Annotated in this window: 18 protein-coding genes; 15 read left to right on the top strand and 3 right to left on the bottom strand. The window is 59.3% G+C overall.

Going from position 1 to position 19,391, the window contains the following annotated elements; genetic code table 11:
• The first annotated feature begins 73 nt into the window (after window positions 1-73).
• The 5 genes from cobF to WGT02_RS21915 all read left to right on the top strand — a co-directional run bounded on the left by cobF (window position 74) and on the right by WGT02_RS21915 (window position 4,396).
• On the top strand, window positions 74-841 hold the full coding sequence (gene cobF, locus WGT02_RS21935; protein WP_024314441.1) for a precorrin-6A synthase (deacetylating): 768 nt from the start codon (window positions 74-76) through the stop codon (window positions 839-841).
• 66 nt (window positions 842-907) lie between these two features.
• Window positions 908-2,272 carry a precorrin-3B synthase gene (gene cobG / locus WGT02_RS21930; RefSeq protein WP_208246823.1) on the top strand — a complete coding sequence of 455 codons (1,365 nt, stop codon included), beginning with the start codon at window positions 908-910 and terminating at the stop codon, window positions 2,270-2,272.
• Window positions 2,273-2,274: 2 nt separating this feature from the next.
• Entirely contained in the window at window positions 2,275-2,907 is a 633-nt protein-coding gene (locus tag WGT02_RS21925) for a precorrin-8X methylmutase (protein ID WP_024314439.1), read from the top strand.
• The gene (locus tag WGT02_RS21920) at window positions 2,904-3,635 is read left to right on the top strand and encodes a precorrin-2 C(20)-methyltransferase (protein WP_208246821.1); all 732 of its coding nucleotides are present in this window, start codon (window positions 2,904-2,906) and stop codon (window positions 3,633-3,635) included. Before WGT02_RS21925 ends, WGT02_RS21920 begins: the two co-directional genes overlap by 4 nt.
• Window positions 3,632-4,396: a precorrin-3B C(17)-methyltransferase gene (locus WGT02_RS21915; RefSeq protein ID WP_024314437.1), complete on the top strand. Its 765-nt coding sequence runs from the start codon at window positions 3,632-3,634 to the stop codon at window positions 4,394-4,396. The genes WGT02_RS21920 and WGT02_RS21915 overlap by 4 nt, the downstream gene beginning before the upstream one ends.
• On the opposite strand, the gene WGT02_RS21910 is transcribed toward WGT02_RS21915, so the two are convergent.
• A complete protein-coding gene (locus WGT02_RS21910) occupies window positions 4,360-5,130 on the bottom strand; it encodes a cobalt-precorrin-6A reductase (RefSeq protein WP_208246818.1) in 771 nt (256 codons plus the stop codon). The genes WGT02_RS21915 and WGT02_RS21910 overlap by 37 nt on opposite strands.
• Here WGT02_RS21910 and WGT02_RS21905 point away from each other — a divergent pair.
• Window positions 5,129-6,361: a bifunctional cobalt-precorrin-7 (C(5))-methyltransferase/cobalt-precorrin-6B (C(15))-methyltransferase gene (locus WGT02_RS21905; protein WP_024314435.1), complete on the top strand. Its 1,233-nt coding sequence runs from the start codon at window positions 5,129-5,131 to the stop codon at window positions 6,359-6,361. The two genes, WGT02_RS21910 and WGT02_RS21905, sit on opposite strands and share 2 nt — an antisense overlap.
• Before the next feature lie 10 nt (window positions 6,362-6,371).
• The gene (gene cobM, locus WGT02_RS21900; RefSeq protein ID WP_024314434.1) at window positions 6,372-7,133 is read left to right on the top strand and encodes a precorrin-4 C(11)-methyltransferase; all 762 of its coding nucleotides are present in this window, start codon (window positions 6,372-6,374) and stop codon (window positions 7,131-7,133) included.
• Window positions 7,134-7,152: 19 nt separating this feature from the next.
• On the opposite strand, the gene WGT02_RS21895 is transcribed toward cobM, so the two are convergent.
• Entirely contained in the window at window positions 7,153-7,965 is an 813-nt protein-coding gene (locus tag WGT02_RS21895; protein ID WP_208246816.1) for a TIM barrel protein, read from the bottom strand.
• Between the two features lie 702 nt (window positions 7,966-8,667).
• On the opposite strand from WGT02_RS21895, the gene WGT02_RS21890 reads away from it, so the two are divergent.
• On the top strand, window positions 8,668-9,474 hold the full coding sequence (locus WGT02_RS21890) for a response regulator transcription factor (RefSeq protein WP_024314432.1): 807 nt from the start codon (window positions 8,668-8,670) through the stop codon (window positions 9,472-9,474).
• A 98-nt stretch (window positions 9,475-9,572) separates the two neighbouring features.
• Here WGT02_RS21890 and WGT02_RS21885 read toward each other — a convergent pair whose 3' ends face one another.
• Window positions 9,573-10,562: a sterol desaturase family protein gene (locus WGT02_RS21885; RefSeq protein ID WP_024314431.1), complete on the bottom strand. Its 990-nt coding sequence runs from the start codon at window positions 10,560-10,562 to the stop codon at window positions 9,573-9,575.
• 245 nt (window positions 10,563-10,807) lie between these two features.
• On the opposite strand from WGT02_RS21885, the gene WGT02_RS21880 reads away from it, so the two are divergent.
• From WGT02_RS21880 to WGT02_RS21850, 7 genes are all read left to right on the top strand, one after another.
• Complete coding sequence (locus WGT02_RS21880; protein ID WP_024314430.1) at window positions 10,808-11,710, top strand: DMT family transporter; 903 nt, start codon at window positions 10,808-10,810, stop codon at window positions 11,708-11,710.
• Window positions 11,711-11,991: 281 nt separating this feature from the next.
• The gene (locus WGT02_RS21875; protein WP_024314429.1) at window positions 11,992-12,741 is read left to right on the top strand and encodes a GntR family transcriptional regulator; all 750 of its coding nucleotides are present in this window, start codon (window positions 11,992-11,994) and stop codon (window positions 12,739-12,741) included.
• A 68-nt stretch (window positions 12,742-12,809) separates the two neighbouring features.
• The gene (locus WGT02_RS21870; protein ID WP_208246814.1) at window positions 12,810-14,336 is read left to right on the top strand and encodes a putative N-acetylmannosamine-6-phosphate 2-epimerase; all 1,527 of its coding nucleotides are present in this window, start codon (window positions 12,810-12,812) and stop codon (window positions 14,334-14,336) included.
• A gap of 45 nt (window positions 14,337-14,381) precedes the next feature.
• Complete coding sequence (locus tag WGT02_RS21865) at window positions 14,382-15,713, top strand: extracellular solute-binding protein (protein ID WP_208246812.1); 1,332 nt, start codon at window positions 14,382-14,384, stop codon at window positions 15,711-15,713.
• 52 nt (window positions 15,714-15,765) lie between these two features.
• The gene (locus tag WGT02_RS21860; RefSeq protein WP_208246810.1) at window positions 15,766-16,632 is read left to right on the top strand and encodes a carbohydrate ABC transporter permease; all 867 of its coding nucleotides are present in this window, start codon (window positions 15,766-15,768) and stop codon (window positions 16,630-16,632) included.
• Between the two features lie 2 nt (window positions 16,633-16,634).
• On the top strand, window positions 16,635-17,456 hold the full coding sequence (locus WGT02_RS21855) for a carbohydrate ABC transporter permease (protein WP_024314425.1): 822 nt from the start codon (window positions 16,635-16,637) through the stop codon (window positions 17,454-17,456).
• A 490-nt stretch (window positions 17,457-17,946) separates the two neighbouring features.
• On the top strand, window positions 17,947-19,338 hold the full coding sequence (locus WGT02_RS21850) for a nucleotide sugar dehydrogenase (protein ID WP_208246808.1): 1,392 nt from the start codon (window positions 17,947-17,949) through the stop codon (window positions 19,336-19,338).
• Window positions 19,339-19,391 lie beyond the last annotated feature (53 nt).

Below are 19,391 nucleotides of genomic sequence, written 5' to 3'. Positions count from 1 at the left end.
ACTGCGCCTTACCCTCTTGCGGCGACGGCTTGGTTGCGCCACAAACGAGCCGAACTGAAAAAGGTAAGACGGCGTGCCTCATATCCACATCATCGGCATTGGAACAGGAAACCCCGAGCACGTCACCATTCAGGCGATCAACGCCATGAATGCCTCCGACGCCATCTTCATCCCGACCAAAGGCCCGGAAAAAGACGGTTTGGCTGCTGTTCGCCGCGAGATCTGCAGCCGCTACGTCACCAACAGCAAGACTGAGATCATCGAATTTTCCGTACCAAAGCGAGCCACAGCCGACCGGACCTATCTCGAAAGTGTGGATGCGTGGCATGCCGCCATTGCCGAGACCTATGTCAGGCTCATCGAAGGCCTGCCAGAGGCCGGTACGGGTGCCTTCCTGATCTGGGGCGACCCCAGCCTCTACGACAGCACAATCCGCATTCTGGAACGCGCCCGTGTAGCCAGCAGTTTCGGCTTCGCATTCAGCGTCATTCCCGGCATTACGAGTGTACAAGCCCTTGCTGCAAGCCATCGCATCCCGATCAACCTTGTCGGAAAGCCGCTCGAACTCACCACGGGTCGGCGTCTCGTCGAAAAAGGCAATCGGGCTGAAAGCACGGTCGTCATGCTCGATGGCGAGCTCGCCTTTTCGAAAATCGATGACCCCGACGCGGAGATCTTCTGGGGTGCCTATCTTGGCACGCCCGACGAGATCACGCGCGCCGGACGACTGGCTGACGTTGCCGACGAGATCGTCAGAGTACGGGCTGAAGCGCGTGCGCGCCACGGCTGGATCATGGACATCTATCTGCTCCGCAAAGGTCACGATTTCGATGATCTTTGACGAAGATCATGGTTTTGCGCGGATTGTCCCAATCATATAAGGACATGAGCGAAGGAACTGGCGACAATGGCACCTGGCGAACAGACGGCGCGCGATAGCCGGGAGGAGGTCCCCTCGCCCCGGATGCGTCGTGGCGCCTGTCCGACGCTGCTGGAGCCGATGCAAACGGGCGACGGTCTGTTGGCGCGGCTGCGGCCGGCCGGCGGCATTCTTTCGATCCAGCAATTCATCCAGTTGGCCGAGGCAGCGCACAGGCACGGTAACGGGATACTCGAGATCACAGCGCGCGGCAGCCTGCAAATTCGCGGCCTTGGACCACAGACCGTCCAACCGCTCGCAGCCGATCTCGACGCCGCCGGAATCTCGGTTCCCGCCGGTCCCGTGATTGAACTCTCACCGTTGCATGGCATCGCGCCTGACGAGATCGGGAACCCCGCCGAGATTGAAGCACTGCTGCGCGACAAACTCGCCGCGGAGCTCCTTTCCCCCATGCTGGCGCCGAAACTCTCAATTCTGATCGATGGTGGGAGCAACTGTGGGCTTGCTGCCGTTGCTGGTGACATTCGTGTTACCGCCGTATCCGCCGGTGTCTGGCAAGTCGCCATCAACGGCGACGGACGAACCGCACTGCCATTGCTGATAGGAAGCGCCGATCAGGCTGTTCGAGCAGTTGGAGATCTGCTTCGCCTGCTCATTTCGCTTGGCCGGCACAAACGATGCCGCGATGTCGAAGGCGCGCGCCTCCTGTCGGCCTTCCCCGCGATGGAGCTGATGAAGCGCGCAAGAGCCCCCGCATTCCAAGATCCCTTGGTCGGCACCCTTACCCTTGCGGATGGCGCCGCAGTTCTCGGACTGAGGCCTCGCTTCGGGCAAGTACGCGCCAGCGATCTCGTCGCGTTCCTCGGCTCAGCCAAAGCTTTCGGCGCAACGCAAGTCCGGCCGAGCCCTGGACACATTTTCTTACTGGCTGAGCTCACATGTCGATCCGCGATACTCATTGCGCAGATGGCGTCGAGGTATGGCCTGTCTACCGACCGTCACGATCCGTCGGCGCACATCGCCACGTGTGCAGGCGCCGGCGCCTGCGCCTCAGGCCATTATCACACCAAGGCCCATGCAGAGAGATTGGTGTCCATCGCTCCCGAATTGCTGGACGGCTCCATGGTTGTTCATCTCTCCGGCTGCGCCAAGGGGTGTGCCCATCCGCAGCCGACCCTTTCCATTGTCGGCGCGCAGGACGGCTACCATCTCATCCTCAACGGGAAGGCTTCGGATGCTCCCGATGCACAGATTGCTAGCGGCGACATCGATTCCGCTATAGAGGAACTCGCTCGCCTCATCAAAAACGAGAGACACGCTGGCGAATCGGCTGCTGCCTGCCTTAGACGGGTCGGCAAAGGCGACGTCACAAGGGCGCTGCGACAGGGATAGGAATGCCGGACTACGATTACATTCACAGCGGCGATGCGATCTATGAGCGATCTTTTGCGATCATTCGCAGCGAAGCTGACCTTTCACGGTTTTCTGCGGAGGAAGCCGATATTGCCGTGCGCATGATCCATGCATGCGGTCTCGTTGAAGCGGCAGAGCATTTCGTGTTCGCGCCCGGCTTCGTCAGTGCCGCACGCGCAGCCTTGCATGATGGGGCACCGATCTTTTGCGACGCAGAAATGGTGGCGCACGGCGTCACCCGTAGGCGCCTGCCAGCACACAACGAGGTGCTTTGCACGCTGCATGATCCGCGCACGGCGGAACTGGCAAAGCAAGCCGGCAATACCCGCTCGGCTGCCGCGCTTCAGCTTTGGCTGGAGCGGCTTGGCGGCAGCGTCGTTGCCATCGGCAATGCCCCGACGGCCCTCTTCCATCTTCTTGAATTGTTGCGCGACGGCGCACCGAAACCGGCAGCAATCATCGGGATGCCGGTCGGTTTTGTTGGCGCAGCTGAATCCAAGGATGCACTTGCCGAAAATTCCTATGGCGTACCATTTGCAATCGTGCGTGGCCGCCTCGGTGGTAGCGCGATGACAGCAGCCGCCGTAAACGCTCTGGCGAGGCCCGGCCTATGAGGAACCTTGGCCGCCTTATCGGCGTCGGCACCGGCCCCGGCGATCCGGAACTCCTGACCCTCAAAGCCGTCAAGGCGATCGAAGCAGCACATGTCGTCGCCTATTTTGCCAAGCAGGGCAGGGGCGGCAACGGCAAGTCGATCGTCGAGCCTCTCTTGAGCGCAGAAAAGACGTTGTTGCCGCTCTACTATCCGGTGACGACCGAGATCGAGAAGAGCGAGGAGGCTTACCGCAACCAGATTACCACCTTCTACGATCAATCGGCAGACGCCGTCGCTGTCCATCTGGAGAAGGGCCGCACCGTTGCCGTGTTGAGCGAAGGGGATCCCTTGTTCTACGGTTCCTATATGCATCTGCATATACGGTTGGCGAACCGCTATCCAACCGAGGTCATTCCCGGCATCAGCGCCATGTCCGGATGCTGGTCGCTTGCCGGTATTCCGATTGTCCAGGGAGACGACGTCCTTTCCGTACTACCCGGTACGATGGCTGAAGCCGAGTTGCAGCGGAGGCTGTCGGATACGCAGGCCGCCGTTATCATGAAGGTTGGACGCAACCTTCCCAAGATTCGCCGCGCGCTGGAAGCGTCGGGCCGCCTTGCCGAAGCCGTTTATGTGGAGCGCGGTACGATGGCCAATGCGGCAATGACAAAGCTTGTCGACCGCCTTGATGGCGACGCCCCTTACTTTTCCCTGGTACTCGTGCCCGGCTGGGAGGCCAGCCGGTGACCGGGACGCTCTTCGTGATCGGAACGGGCCCGGGCAATCCGCACCAGATGACGCCGGAAGCTTTAGCCGCCGTGTCCCAGTCAACCGAATTCTACGGATACGGACCCTATCTCGACCGGTTAAACCTGCGATCCGATCAGCGGCGACAGGCATCCGATAACCGGGAGGAGCTCGATCGGGCATCGGCAGCTCTGCGCGCGGCGGCGGCCGGCGCGAGCGTCTGCGTCGTTTCCGGGGGAGATCCAGGAGTCTTCGCGATGGCGGCGGCCGTCTGCGAGGCCATTGACAACGGTCCGCAAGAATGGCGCGCGGTTGATCTGATCGTGCTACCGGGAATTACCGCCATGCTTGCGGTCGCCGCCCGCGTCGGCGCGCCGCTTGGCCATGATTTTTGCGCCATATCGCTGTCGGACAATCTAAAGCCTTGGAATATCATAGAAAATCGCCTGTTGATGGTGGCCAGAGCAGGCTTTGTCATCGCCCTTTACAACCCGATCAGCAAGGCACGACCCTGGCAATTGGGTAGAGCGTTCGACTTGCTGCGCGCCGAGCTTCCCGCGGCGACGCCGGTGATTTTCGGCAGGGCGGCAGGACGTGCCGACGAATGTATCACCGTCCAGCGCCTTGCCGACGCCGACGCAGCAACCGCGGACATGGCAACCTGTGTCATCATTGGCTCGCCTGAAACGAAGGTGATCTCCCGAGACGGCAAGCCTGATCTCGTCTACACTCCGCGCTCCATTGCTGAGGGGAAGAGGTGATCGATCGCTGCCAGCATTGCTTCGATCGTTGCGACCGTCTGCATGGCGGCAGCAGGCGCGCGTGCGATCATAATCACCTCGATGCCGAGTTGGCGTGCTGCCTCGATCTTTGCATAGGTCGCCGAGCCACCACTGTTCTTGGTCACCAAGGCGTCGATTCGATGGGCGCGAAACAGCGAGGTTTCACGTTCGACATCATAGGGGCCTCGATCGAGCACGAGGCAGACGTTAGGAAGGATAAGCGGCGGCGCAACTGGATCGACGCTTCTCACGAGGTAGAAGTGCTGGGGAGCCGCTTCGGCGCGATGCGCTTCCTGGCGACCGATCGCCAGGAAGACCCTGCGGGGGGAGGAGCCAAGCGAGCCGATTGCTTCGGCAACAGTCGCGACATGTGTCCACCGGTCTTTCGGTTCAGCTCTCCATTCGGGTCGGCGCAGCGCCAATGCGGGAATGCCGCTTGCCGCCGACGCCGCGCCGGCGTTCCGCGAAATGCGAGCTGCGAAGGGATGAGTTGCGTCAATTATGAGGTCGAACCGCCCTTCCTGCAGAAACGCCGCAAGCCCTTCAGCTCCGCCAAAGCCGCCGATGCGAACCGGAACCGGCTGATGGGACGGTTTCTCAGTCCTGCCCGCAAGGCAAAGCAGAACGTCATACCGGCCTGTATCAGTGAGCGATTGGGCCAGCGCACGCGCTTCGCCAGTCCCCCCAAGCATCAGGATGCGGATTTTGCCCATGTGTGATATGCCTTCTGCTTCCAGCCGACGCTGGCTGACTATTATCGGCATCGGAGAAGACGGTCCAGCCGGTCTGGGCGATGAGGCAAAACAGCTGATCGCGGCCGCACCTGTCGTCTTCGGCGGCAGGCGGCATCATGAGTTGGTGGCCGCGCTCGTCACCGGCGAGAGGCTCTGTTGGGAAAGTCCGTTCGATCGGTCCGTCGAGGCAGTCGCCGCGCGCCGCGGTTTGCCGGTCGTCGTCCTCGGCTCGGGCGATCCATTTCTTTATGGAATCGGGGCTACTTTATCCCGACGTATCAGCGCCGAGGAAATGCGGGTCATTCCAGCCCCATCCTCGTTCAGCCTGGCCGCCTCGCGTCTGGGCTGGCCGCTGCAAGAGGTGGCGACGATTTCTCTGCACGGCCGTCCACTCGAACTGATCCGACCGCACCTGCATCACGGCCGGCGGATTGCCGCACTGACCTCAGACGCCGAGACGCCGAGCCAGCTTGCAGAACTTCTGCGCGTCTCCGGTTTCGGCCAGTCCCAATTGCACGTCCTTGAGGCGCTTGGCGGGCAGCGCGAGCGGCGACGCCAGGCACGCGCCGATAGCTTCGATCTCGGTCAGATCGATCCACTAAACGTCTGTGCCATTGAGGTCGTGGCAGGGGAGGGGGCGCGGGTGATAGCGTTTACGCCGGGGCTCGATGATACGCTCTTTGAGCACGACGGCCAGTTAACCAAACAGGACGTCCGTGCGATCACGCTCTCAGCGCTTGCTCCCCGCCACGGCGAACTGCTCTGGGATATTGGAGCTGGCTCCGGTTCGATCGGCATCGAATGGATGCTCGCCGATCCGTCGCTGCGGGCAGTTGCAATCGAGCAATCAAGCGAGCGAGCGGCACGAATTGCGCGCAACACGCTTGCCCTCGGTGTCCCCGGGCTTGCCATCGTCGAAGGCAAGGCGCCCGAGGCGCTTGCGAACCTACCTGAACCTGATGCGATCTTCGTCGGCGGTGGCGGCAGCGGGGCAGGCGTGCTCGACGTGGCGCTTCAGGTGCTAAAGGGGGGAGGGCGCCTCGTAGCCAACGCCGTCACGCTCGAGATGGAGGCGCTACTGCTGTCAATGCATGAAGAGCGCGGCGGCACGCTGACGCGCATTGAAGTATCGCGCTCTGCACCCATCGGCGGCATGAACGGTTGGCGGCCAGCCATGCCAGTGACGCAATGGCGCTATATAAAGAAGTGAGAAAAAAAACATGACGACTGTGCATTTCATCGGCGCGGGACCGGGTGCGGCGGATCTGATCACGGTGCGCGGCCGCGACCTCATCGCCCAGTGCCCTGTCTGTCTTCATGCTGGATCGATTGTGTCGCCGGAATTATTGCATTACTGCCCGCCTGGGGCGCGTATCATTGATACCGCGCCGATGTCGCTCGACGAGATCGAGTCCGAGTACCTGCGCGCGGCGGCCGCCGGCGAGGATGTGGCGCGACTGCATTCGGGCGACCTTTCGGTTTGGAGTGCAGTCGCCGAGCAAATCCGCCGGCTCGAAAAGCATGGCATCGACTACACGATGACACCTGGCGTGCCTGCTTTTGCGGCCGCTGCCGCCACCCTTGGTCGCGAGCTGACCATCCCGGCAGTAGCGCAAAGTCTGGTGCTGACGCGCGTTTCGGGGCGTGCATCGCCCATGCCGAACGACGAAACGCTGGCGAAATTCGGCGCAACGGGGTCAACTTTGGCCATCCACCTTGCCATTCATGCGCTGGGGCAGGTTGTTGCAGAACTAACGCCGCTCTACGGCGCCGATTGCCCGGTTGCGATCGTCGCCAAGGCATCCTGGCCAGATGAACGGGTCGTGCGCGGAACGCTTGGCAACATCGAGACAAAGCTGACCGCCGCTCCCATCGAGCGCACGGCGATCATCTTTATCGGCCCATCGCTGATGGCCACCGACTTTCGCGAAAGCTCGCTTTATGACGCCACCTACCAGCGACGCTTTCGCGGTCGCGAGTAGGGGGAAGGGCTCACTCGGCTCAGACCTGCGTCGAGAGGTAATCCATGCTCGCCCGCAGCGCCTTTTCCGGATCCTTCAGATCGTGTACTTCGGCTGCGAAGGGCTCGAACGAGAACAGTCCCGCATAACCCGCTTCCATCAGCGCCCTGATCTGTCCGGTGTTGTCCAGACGATCATTTGCCGCCACCAGGACGCGGTGCGGATCGCGCATATCGGCGACAGAAACGGTGGGATCGTCGACGCCCGAGATATGGACCAGCCCGGTCAGCTCGGGAAACAGTTGTTCCTCGCCGGCAAGGTGATGATGGAACGTGTCATGAACGAGCTTGAAGGTCGATCGGGCCGCCAGGGCATCAATTGCTGCGGCGGCCTCCGCCTTGGAACGAAGGGAGCAAATGTCAAAGCCCAGTGGCTCCACAAGCCCGACGATCCCGGCAGCATCAAGCATGGGCTTCAGTGCAACCAGCGACTGGCGCAGATTCTCCTGACGCTCGCCATCGGCTCGACCGGTGCCATCGTTTTTCGGGACAAGAACGAGCGCCTGTGCGCCGCATGCCTTCGCATATTCGATCAGTTCCCGTGCTTCATCGGCACGCGTGGCATTCCACTCGTTGAAGCGCTGCAGCGCATTGATCGAAACAATCGTCGTCGCATGGCGTTTCGCCGCCGCGGCGACGGTCTCCGGCGAGGTTCCATCGATGATCGCGTTGCCTGTGAGATCGTTGCGAATCTCGACGGCATCGATGCCAAGCGCGGTGGCCATGCCGAAGAAGTCTTCAATCGGCAGCGACGGCGCCGCCATATGGTTGAGGGCGAAACGAGGTGTTGGCATTTCAGGTCTTCTCCTATGCCTTGGTATTCGGGCAAGCCTATGGGCCAAGCAACTCTGTATCCCAACCGGAAGCGTGAGCGCATCTCCTTCGAGCGCCGTCAATCTCTCATTCATGACAGAAAATGGAACGATCTTGAGAGGGCCCTCACAAGGAGGCTCCGCCAAGCGCATCGTAATAATATTTATCGGGCGCCAGCAGAAAATGCCAAATACAAATCACAAGCTTGCGTTGTATATCTGGCTCCTGTCAGGAAACTGAATAGTTACTACAGTTGCAATCCACAGAATTAACCATGCACAAATGCGATCTTTAAGCGTATTTCTGCCGAAAATACGCTGATGCCGTAACATTATTCAGGATTTTTATTCCAACAAATATCAGCGCGAGCGAGGTCATCATGTCACTTTTACCGTGCACTGAAACTACATTTCACGATTCGCCAACGAGTGGTACATTTTTGTATATTTAGATTTCTCCGGTTAACTTTTGGAAATATTTTTGTATTGCTTATTAGCAAGCATGTATGTAGTTTCTTAATAAAGTAGAAATCCATCATTCAACAAAATTGTGGTTGGGCAAAGGTTGGGGATCTACTTTACTTGCATACTAAAGGGGATCATCACTGCGCTCAGGGGACCTTCGCAAAGTATTGCGTATACTTCGTGCGAACCATCCCCAGCACTATAGGGTATGAGGCTAGTATGAATTACGTACCTTCAGAGTTTGAAAGTGCAAGAATACCATTGAGCAGGCTCCGGCCTGTAACGACACCATCCAAGGCAACCATAGATTTCGAGCATTCTGACGAGACACACGGCGATGATCAGTGCCTGCTGATCGTCGACGCCAGAACACTCGAACGCGAATGCCTTGCGACGACATTAAGGGCGAATGGCCTTGGCATGAGTGCTGTTGCCGTTGGCTCGATCGCAGAATGGCGGAAAAAGAAGGATACCTGCCAACCGGTTGGCGCGGTTCTCCTCAATATCGCTGGCGGCAAGGCAAATGATGCAGCGCTGTGTGAAGAGATCGCGAATATCACCTCGGAACTTGCACCGGCTCCAGTGATTATTCTGGCCGATGGTGATGACCTTAGTCAAACGTTGAGAGTACTCGAATACGGCGCGCGCGGCTTCATTCCGACCTCCGTCGGAATCGAGGTTTGCGTCGAGGCAATCGCCCTGGCGGTTGCAGGCGGCACCTTTATTGTCGCGGGCAACAGCTTTTCTGCGGCGGCAGCAGCAACAGTGAAGGCGAGCCAGCAACAACAGCGGCCGAACGAGCTCGCGCGCATCTTCACGTTAAGGCAAGCCGAGGTCGTGCAGGCGCTTCGCAAGGGAAAGGCGAACAAGATCATCGCCTATGAACTCAATCTACGCGAAAGCACGGTCAAGGTTCACATCCGCAATATCATGAAGAAGCTGAAGGCAACGAACCGGACGGAAGTTGCTTACAAGCTCAATGATATTTTCCAAAGCGATGCAAGGTGGGCGACACCTGCCGAGTAAGTTTTTCCCGGCTCGCGTTTCCGTACATCGATATATCTCCACAGACGGCGCGCAGCAAATGGCTGAGCGCCATCTGCGGTTAGGCGTCCCACCCTCTTTCACCGCCGCTTGAACCGGCTGTGCCGGCCGATATCACTCTGTGCGACCTGCTCCTCTTGAGACAAGGGGCGCATTTGCGGCTCGCGGCGACGTCCTAGGATCTGCTTGAACCCTTTGGCCGAAAACGGTTGGACAAGCTGGGCGATGAAGCCCTCGGCAATCCGTCCACTGATGCCGATCTCGGCAGGCGGCCTGCGCGCCGGATTGAAATAGGTGCCAAATAGCTGATCCCACAGCACAAGATTCTCGCCATAGTTCGTATTTCCTTCGGCAAGCACCTTGGAATGATGCCAACGATGCAAGCGAGGTGTGCTAAAAACCAGGTCGAGCGGGCCTGTGCGAACATCCATGTTGCAATGAGTGAGAAGGCCGATGAAGGCTGTGACGGCGCTGATCCAGAGAAAGACGGGCAGGGGCGCTCCCAGGAGGTAGAGGGGAACCTGACTGAGCGCGATCTTGAAGAGCGAATCGACCACGTGAAAACGACCGGTGTTGACGACCCACAGGCGCTCCACGCTGTGATGCAGGGCATGAAATCGCCACAACGACAGGATCTCGTGGGCGGCGCGGTGTGCGACGTAAAGACCGAATTCGGCAATGATCAAACCCAGCACGACTTGGAAGACGAGGGGCCATTGGTCCGGCCATATCGCCGTCGGCGACGTAAGCGCCGGCTGCACGACCGTCGCGAGCGCCATTGGGGCAGATGCTCCGATGGCCGCTGCAATCTGCACGCCACCCTTGGTCAGGAGCGTATGGGCGATGTCGTTGAAGGTTTCGCCATCATGCTTCAGCCAGTCTTGCTCATAGGGCATCAACCGCTCGAAGCTTGCGATTGCAGCCACGAGCGTCAGATAAACCAGATTGAACCACAACAGGGGTACCTTTGTGTGGAAGGCAAAGCCCGCCCCGATCAAACCCGCCGCGAAGAGCGCTGGCCACAGCGCCCACGACGTCGCCATGTAAAGCGCCGACTTGCCGTCATTCATTCCACGCACCCTCTGCTTGCCCTAAGACTGCTCATGATACACCGCAGTTGCGTCCGCGAGGCAAGGCCCGAAGCGAGGATCTGCCATAAGGTCGCACAGATGAAGCAACGGGTAGGGGTACCAATCAAAACCGGGCCGAGAATTCCCTGGCCGTCCGACGGCACTCTGCGATTGATTTCTGGCGATTGTCACGAGGCGAGCTTCTTGATAGGCGTCATCCACAAGATGTAACCCGTCGCAGGCCAATGCTCTCACCATCCCATGACCACGCCCCGAGCCCGCTCGTCGGAATTGCGCTTGCTTGTTCCGGCTATTCGCTGTTTGCCATCCAGGACGCGGTGGTGAAGTGGCTCGTGGCCGATTACGCGGTCCCGCAGATCCTCTTCATGCGCAGCATCATGATCGTTATCGTCGCCGGCATCATGGTCCGGCGGCTGCGGCATCCTTCCATACTGAAAAGCCCCCACCGGAAGTCTCTGCTCGTGCGTGCCGGACTCATGCTTGCTGCATGGATGGCCTATTACTCGGCTGCACGCGATCTCGGCCTTGCCGAGATTACCACGATGTATTTCTCAGCACCCATCATGGTCGTGATGCTATCGATCCTCGTCCTCAAGGAAAGTGTCGGGCCGATGCGCTGGTTGGCGTGCATCGGCGGGTTCGCAGGCGTGGTGCTGGCAGCCAATCCAGCAGAAGCACCAAGCCTTGTACCGGCCGGAATGGTCATCTTCGCCGGTTTCTGCTGGGCGTGGAGCACGGTGCTTGTTCGCCTTGTCAGCCGCACTGAAAGCACGCTGAACCAGATGATGGCAACAAGCTTTCTGTTCGTTGTCGCTTGCGGCGTCATGCTGCCATGGCTGTGGAAGACGCCGGATCTTTTCGGCTGGATCCTTATGATCGGCCTCGGCTTCGTGGCTGCAGCCGGCCAGTATCTGCTTTACGAGGGCTTCCGCTACGCACCCGCCTCAACACTCGCGCCGATGGAATATAGCGGCCTCGTCTGGGCGTTTCTCTACGGCTATCTTATCTGGTCGGACGTCCCGACACCGCATGTGGTGGCCGGTGCTGCGCTGATCGTTGCCTCCAGCCTCACACTTGTCTGGTGGGAGCGTCGACAGATGCTTTTGACCCGCCGCCTGACGGCATAGTGTTGGTCACGCAGTGGCTCGTGGGCCGCCCGTGCGCGCCGGCTTCGTGCGCCATGCTCAGCTTTTAAGAAGCCAGAACGATTTCGAGCTGGTTTCGAGCAGCAAGTGTCCGCATCAGAACTGTCATACGGCACTGATGCCGAGCAGCCCGCACATGGCCCGATCCGGAGTGGTGCCATCGGGTCGCTCGTCAGCAATTGCATGAACAGTATAATACCAGTATAGCTCCAGATAACGATTTCCATAAATCTTTTGGCAATCGGTCCATCGCGAGGGGAGCCATGCCAAGTACCAGCTTGATCGAACGCGTCAGCAAGGAGTTCAGCCTGACGGCGCCCGATGTGCCCCTTTACAAACGGCTCAGGTCGGCCATTGAAGCTGCCATTCGTTCAAACGTCGTGAAAGCCGGCGCTGTTTTGCCGGGCGAGCGGGTTCTTGCCGAGAGCCTGTCGCTGTCGCGTGTGACGGTGCGCAAGGCGCTGGCATTGCTTGAGGAAGAGGGGCTCCTCAATCGCCGCCATGGTTTCAAGACGGAGGTCGGATCGCGTGTCGAGAAGTCGCTGTCGACGTTGACGAGTTTCTCGGAGGATATCCGCGCCCGTGGCATGGTGGCCGGATGCATATGGATTTCCAAGCAGATAAGCCGCCCATCGCCAGCGGAGATGATGGCGCTCGGCGTGTCCGCGAACGCAAATGTCATCCGCATGAAGCGGGTTCGCACCGCGGACGGCGCACCAATCGCGGTCGAAACGTCCACCGTTCCGACCCGCTTTCTTCCAACGCCTGATCTGATTGGAGATTCGCTCTACGAGGCCCTTGAGGCGCGTGGCTTCATGCCCCAGCGGGCAATCCAGCGCATGCGTTCGAGAGCGGCATCCAGCGACGATGCGCAGCATCTGCACTGCGAGGTTGGCGCTCCCCTCTTGATGACTGAAAGACGCTGCTTCCTGCCTGACGAACAGATCGTGGAATACTGTGAGACACGCTACAAAGGCGACGTCTACGATTTCGTTTTCGAGTTGCAGCGATAAGACCAGTTACAAACTGGTTGTAATCTGGTATTTTCTATCTATCGTGATGCCGAAATGGAGTGTCACGAGTGCGACACGACGACATCAAGAAGAGTCTTATCGTATCGTGCCAGCCGGTTCCCGGCGGGCCGATGGATCATGCGGATTTCGTCGCGGGCTTTGCAAAGGCCGCCCTTAAGGCTGGCGCCAAGGCGTTGAGGATCGAGTCGGTCGACTATGTCAAAGCCGTACGCCCCGTCGTTGCCGCTCCGATTGTCGGCATCGTCAAGCGAGATCTTCCCGACAGTCCGGTTCGCATCACACCTTTCGTTGCCGACGCCGAAGCGCTGGCCGATGCCGGTGCCGATATCATCGCCTTCGATGCGACCGACCGCCGCCGCCCGGCTTCGGTGGAGGAGCTTGTCGGCACTGCCAAGGCAAGGGGCAAGCTGACGATGGCAGACTGCTCCTCCATCGCCGATGCGCAGCGAGCCCTTGCCGCCGGCGTCGATTTCGTCGGCACCACACTGTCCGGCTACGTCAACGGGCCGGAACCGGTCGACCCTGATATCGAACTCATCGTGGCGATGCGAAAACTGACACCCTATGTCATCGCCGAGGGTCGCATCCGTTCGCCTGAGCAAGCTTTCGCGGCAGCGCAAGCCGGGGCGTTTGCCGTTGTCGTCGGCTCTGCCATAACCCGCACCGAGCACGTGACCTCATGGTTCAATGAGGCGATCGGCAAGGCATATCAGCGCCCGCACGACACGAAGCGGGAAACCGTTCTTTCCATCGACATCGGCGGCACCAAGACGATGGCGGCGCTCATCAGCGGCGCTGCTGTTCTGGAAGAGATCGTCGTTCCCACCGAACGCGACGCCGGGCCGGATGCCTGGCTCTCGACGGTGTGCAAGAGCACGGCAAGCTGGCGGAACCGATACACACGGATCGGCATTGCGGTGACCGGCTTTATCCAAGGTGGGAACTGGTCGGCGCTCAATCCGGCGACCCTACCCATTCCCGATCTCTATCCTCTTCAAGACCGGGTCACAGCTTTGCTTGGCAGGCCGGCTTATGCCGTCAACGACGCGCAGGCTGCGGCGTGGGGGGAATACAAGTTCGGGGCAGGGGTAGGTTGCGACCTTGTGTTTCTGACGATCTCGACCGGCATTGGAGGCGGGATCGTCATCAATGGGAAGCCGCTTTCAGGGCTTGCCGGCCACTTTGGCCTGATCCGGTCGCCATCGCAGGGGCAGGTTCCATTTGAAGATCAGACGTCAGGCAGATGGATTGCCCGCGAGGCGTTGGCGGCGGGCCATCCGATCGATGCGGTCGACGTTTTCGACCGCGCGCGCAACGGCGAAAGCTGGGCCGCCGATATCGTGTCGCATTCGGCCCATCGCGTTGCGATGCTCTGCCGGGATATCCAGTTGATGCTCGATCCGGACGCGATCGTCATCGGCGGCGGCATCGGTCTGGCGCAGGGGTATCTCGATCTCATGCGCAGCCACCTGTCGGGTCTGTCGCCCAGTCTTACGCCGCGTCTCGTGGCGGCAAAGCTCGGCCGCCGCGCAGGCATCATTGGCGCCGCGGACCTTGCTGGAGACGAAAAGTAGCGGCGAGCGAATGGCATGAAACCCAACAAAAGAAAGGGAACGACGATGAAATTCAACACTGGGTCTCTTCCGGCACTGGCTCTGCTTCTTGCGAGCGTTACGCTGCCGGGCATGGCAAACGCGGCTGTAACTGTGCTCGGCTGGCCGGGTGGCTCGGAGGAAACCGCGCTCAGAGCCACGGTCGAAGCCTACAATGCGCAAGCCGGCATCAGCGACGCCGACAAGGTGCAATTGCTGTTCTTCAACCGCGATGGCTTCTTCGACAAGCTGCAGGCCGACATGGCCGCCGGCTCCGACGCTTTCGATGTCAATCTGGTCGCCACCTACTCGATCGGCCGTTACGCGCCATACATGGAAGCGGTTGAACTGGGTCCTGAGGCCGCCAAGGTGTTTGGTGAAGCCGTGCTCAAGACGATGCAGTTCGATGGCAAGCAATATGGCGTGCCCACGGATCTGTCGCTGCACTTCATGTACTACCGAAAGGATCTGGTTGACGCCTTGATGAAGGATGAGGCGGCAAAGAAGACCTACGAAGAAATTGCCAAAAAATACCTCGGCAAGGAGCTGCAGCCGAAGGATCCCGACAGTTGGACCTGGGACGATTGGGCAGCAACCTCGCTCTATTTCAGCAAGCAGGTGAATTCGGCGAGCCCGGTGCGCTACGGCACTGTTCTTCAGATGAAGAACCTGCTTTTCAACATGATGGTCTTTCAATCCCTGCCGCGGTCCTATGGTGGCGATTGGATGGACAAGGACGGCAAGATTACGGTTGATTCCGATGCGTACAAGACCGGCCTCGAGCTCTACAAGAAGCTCTATGATGCAGGCGCGTCGCCGAAGGATTCGCTCAGCTACGAGTACGCTGAGACCAACGCGGCATATGGCTCGGGCCAGGCTGCAACCGCGCTGCAATGGAATGCCGCTGCGGCCGATCTGACCAACGCCGAAAAGTCGCCGGCCGTGGCCGCGGTGACCGGTATCGTCGCGCCGCCCGCCGGCCCTAACGGGCGCGCCGATCACATTCATGGTCTCGGTCTTGGCCTCAACAAGAATGCCAAGAACAAGGAAGGAGCGACCAAGTTCCTGAAATGGCTGGCCACGGAAGATGCAGCACTTCTCTACGCCAGGAGCGGTGGCTCTCCGGCCCTTTCGCCCGATGTCGTCGCCAAGGTTTCCAGCGACCGTCCCGACCTCGTCAAACTCGGTGAATTCGCCAGCAAATACGGCTACGTGATGAACGGCGCCACCGCCGCAAGCGCCCTGTCGGTTTACGAGCTTCAGGCCAAGGAATTCACGGGTTTCTGGTCCGGCCAGCAAGGCCTCGACGAGGCGCTTGCCCATGTCAAGACGGGCATGCAGGATCTGTTGAAGAAGTAAGACGAACCCGGCGTCAGGTTTCGCCTGGCGCCGGCCCATCGGGCGGACCATAATGGCTATTGTAAACCGTGCCGAAGGCAGAGCCTACCTGACGCCGCTTGTGGCGTTCCTGCTTCTCTTCCTGGGCTTTCCTTCCCTCGTCAACCTCATCTATTCCATCTCGACCGTCAGCTTTGAGAGCCTGCGCAGTCCAAGCCTCAGCGGGCTCGGCAACTATGCTGCGGTGCTTGCCGACCGGGAATTCTGGCAGGCCGTATCGTTCTCGATGCGCTTTGGTGTCGTGACCGCACTTGCCGAATGCCTGATCGGCCTGTTCCTCGCGGTCTTTCTTGCGCCACTCATTGCAAGACGATCGTTTCTGATGGCGCCATTGATGCTACCCTTGATGGTCGCCCCTGCAATGATCGGCCTGATGTACCGGCTCGTCCTGCACGAGTTCGCCGGGCCGGTTCCCTACTATCTCTTCTCTTGGTTCGGTGACAGCCCAGCCTTCCTCGACATCAACAATGCCTTTCGCACGCTTGTCGTTGTCGAGACGCTGCAGTGGACGCCGTTCGCCTTCCTGCTGTTTTACATGGCCTACGTTGCGATACCGCTGGATGTGCGCGAGGCGGCCTCGCTCGATGGCGCACCATGGTACAAGGTCCTGTGGTGGATCGAGCTTCCGCTGATGCTGCCCACGCTCGTCATTGCCTTGTTCATCCGCTTCATCGACGGCTTTCGCGTATTCGACAACGTCTATGCGCTGACCGGCAGTGGTGCCGGCGGATCGACAACATCGCTTTCGATCTACATCTACCAGGCCTTTTTCAAGGAAGGCGCGATCGGCAAAGCCGTTGCCGCCTCCGTCGTGCTGTTCGTAGCATCGCTTGCCGTGCTCTATGGCCTCAACTGGCTCGCCGGACGCAGGAGGACATAGCGATGCTGAACGCTGCTCGTTGGATCGTTTTTACGGCTGCCGCCCTGGCGATGAACTTTCCGGTCATCGTCACATTCGTCACCTCGCTGAAGAGTGCGAGAGAACTATCGGTCAACGCCGGCCTCTGGGTCAGCCAGCCGACGCTGGAGAATTACCTTCGCGTTCTGACGCAGACGGACCGGTTCAACATCTACTCCTACCTTTTCAACAGCACGATCGCTTCGCTCATCGGCACGAGCCTAGCGATCATTCTCACCTTCCCGGCCGCCTATGTCATCGCCCGAAGCGAGGCAGGCAAGCGTACCGTGTTGCCGATCATCATCAACCTGCGGGCAGTGCCGCTGATCATCTTCGCAATCCCGCTCTACATGATGTATCAATGGCTTGGTCTGTTGGATACGCAGCTCGGGCTGGGGCTTATCCTGACGATCGTCAATACACCACTTGCGCTTGTCATCATGGTCAACGCCATTTCCGATGTGCCTCTGGAACTCGACGAGGCCGCGAAAGTCGATGGCGCCAGTACGTGGCAGGTGATGGTGATGATCATCAGGCCCGTCGTTCGGCCAGCATTGGTGACAACCTTCATCTTCGGCTTTATCACTGCCTGGAACGAGTTCCTGTTTGGCCTCATGCTGACGACCAGCCAGGCAGTCCCGATGACCGTCGGCGCTTCCTTCTTCTTTGCCGCCAGCGGAGGCGGGGTGCAGTGGGGAACCGCATCGGCCGTCATGATGCTCGGCGCGCTGCCACCCGCCGTGCTCGGTCTCGTCATGTATCGACAGATTTCCGGCTCGCTGACCGCAGGCGCTGTGAAGGGGTGACCACCTGGCAGCCCTGAAGCTTTGTAAATCCCACGGGCGCGGCACGGTGAAGCACGGTTCACAGAAACATTACGGCCAAATAGCAATAAATACTTCTCATGAAAGTATTGGCGGCAGCGTGCGCAATCTTGCGAAGTCCCAGAATGAAATACACTCATCTGCGCTGATTTGAACGCAAAACAGCTGGTGGTTAACCGTGAAAAGCAAGAGCCTTTGGCTCGGACATTGCGCTGCGCACCTTCCAACGTCACCCATAATCGTTTGATTTATTTTACTTATTTAAACCTCAAGAAACGCAGCCGAAATCTATATTATGTTTCTCTAATTTTTATCTATTGCATACATCGTTATTTGCGCTTAGCATAATTGTCACCGCGACAACAAAGACGGTTAATAAACTACGTCTCGTGGGGGTTTCCTTAGACTGTAAGCAAGTGTTTCCGCGAAGAAATTCTCCGGAGAGTTTAACTGTGCGCAGACGAGGTTAAACATGGAACTTGAGCTGAATTCGGTCCGCCTTGCCTCCAAACAAAAAGTCGCCGTTCTAGACAATTACTATCCAAGCGCCGAGGCCCGTCCCTATCGCGTGAGTGTCTTTGGCGCTGGTTATGTTGGTTGCGTTTTCTCCGCATGCCTCAGCAAGGACGGATTCGCCGTCGTGGCGGTCGATCCTGACCGGTTTAAGGTCGAGCGTCTTGCCGGAGGTCTGGCTCCGATCGTCGAGCCCGGCCTGGACGAGCTTTTGCAACACGCGCACGCAAACGACCTTTTGAGCGCAACCCACTGCGCAGTCGACGCCATCAACGATACCGATATCTCGTTTTGCTGTGTCGGAACACCGAGCCAGTCGGATGGCACCTTGAACACCGATCACGTTCGTCAGGTTTGCGAAGACATCGGCAATGCGCTGCGGCACAAGGGCGACTTTCATATCATTGTCATGCGTTCGACGATCCTGCCCGGCACGATGGAAGAGCTCGTCATTCCAACGCTGGAGAAGGCTTCAGGGAAGATCGCCGGACGTGATTTCGGCGTCGCCTACTACCCCGAATTCCTTCGCGAGAGCACGGCAATCGCCGACTACTACAAGCCCGGTGCGATCGTGTTCGGGCAGTATGCGGATGATACGCGCTCCATTGATGCGCTGAAGACGCTCGTCGGCCACATTGGCGTCACACCGCATGTCATTCCGATGGGCTGCGCGGAGATCGTCAAATATGCCAGCAACTGCTGGCATGCCGTCAAGATCAGCTTCTCGAACGAGATCGGCAACATCTGCAAGGCCAAGAACATCGACAGCCACGTCGTCATGGATGTGCTGTGCTCCGATACGCGCCTTAATATATCCCGGGCCTATATGAAGCCGGGCTTCGCCTATGGCGGTTCCTGCCTTCCGAAGGATCTGCGGGCGTTGACGGCACTCGGGCGCGCCATGAACGTGCCGACGCCGGTCCTGGACGCCGCGCGGCTTGCCAATGCTGTTCAGATCGATCATGCCCGTTCGCTGGTCGACGCAGCCTCACATGAGACAATCGGCTTCATCGGCGTGACCTTCAAGGCCGATACAGACGACCTCAGGGAAAGCCCATTACTTGAACTCGTCGAGGGTTTTCTTGGCAAGGGCAAGGATGTGTTGATCTACGATCCCCATGTTGCCAGGGATGCGAGCCAGGGCCGCAATTTTCTCAAGCATATAGCGCCGCTCCTCCACGACAGCATCAAGGACGTTATCGCTGCATCCGAAGTCATTGTCGTCGGCAACACGTACCCCGGTCTGAAGGATGCGATCGAAACCGCCGGCAAGCCGGTAACCGTCATCGATCTGGCGCGCATCGAAAGACCGGAAAACAGAAACGTCATCTATCACGGCCTGTGCTGGTGACATGCACGTCGCCGGCCGCCCGACAGGGCCGGCGTATCTGGTCAGGTATACAC

The organism is Rhizobium sp. T1470, from assembly GCF_042140505.1.
Lineage (GTDB): Bacteria > Pseudomonadota > Alphaproteobacteria > Rhizobiales > Rhizobiaceae > Rhizobium > Rhizobium favelukesii.
Note: the sequence above shows the minus strand (reverse complement) of the source record. Positions and strands in the feature narration are given on the sequence as shown.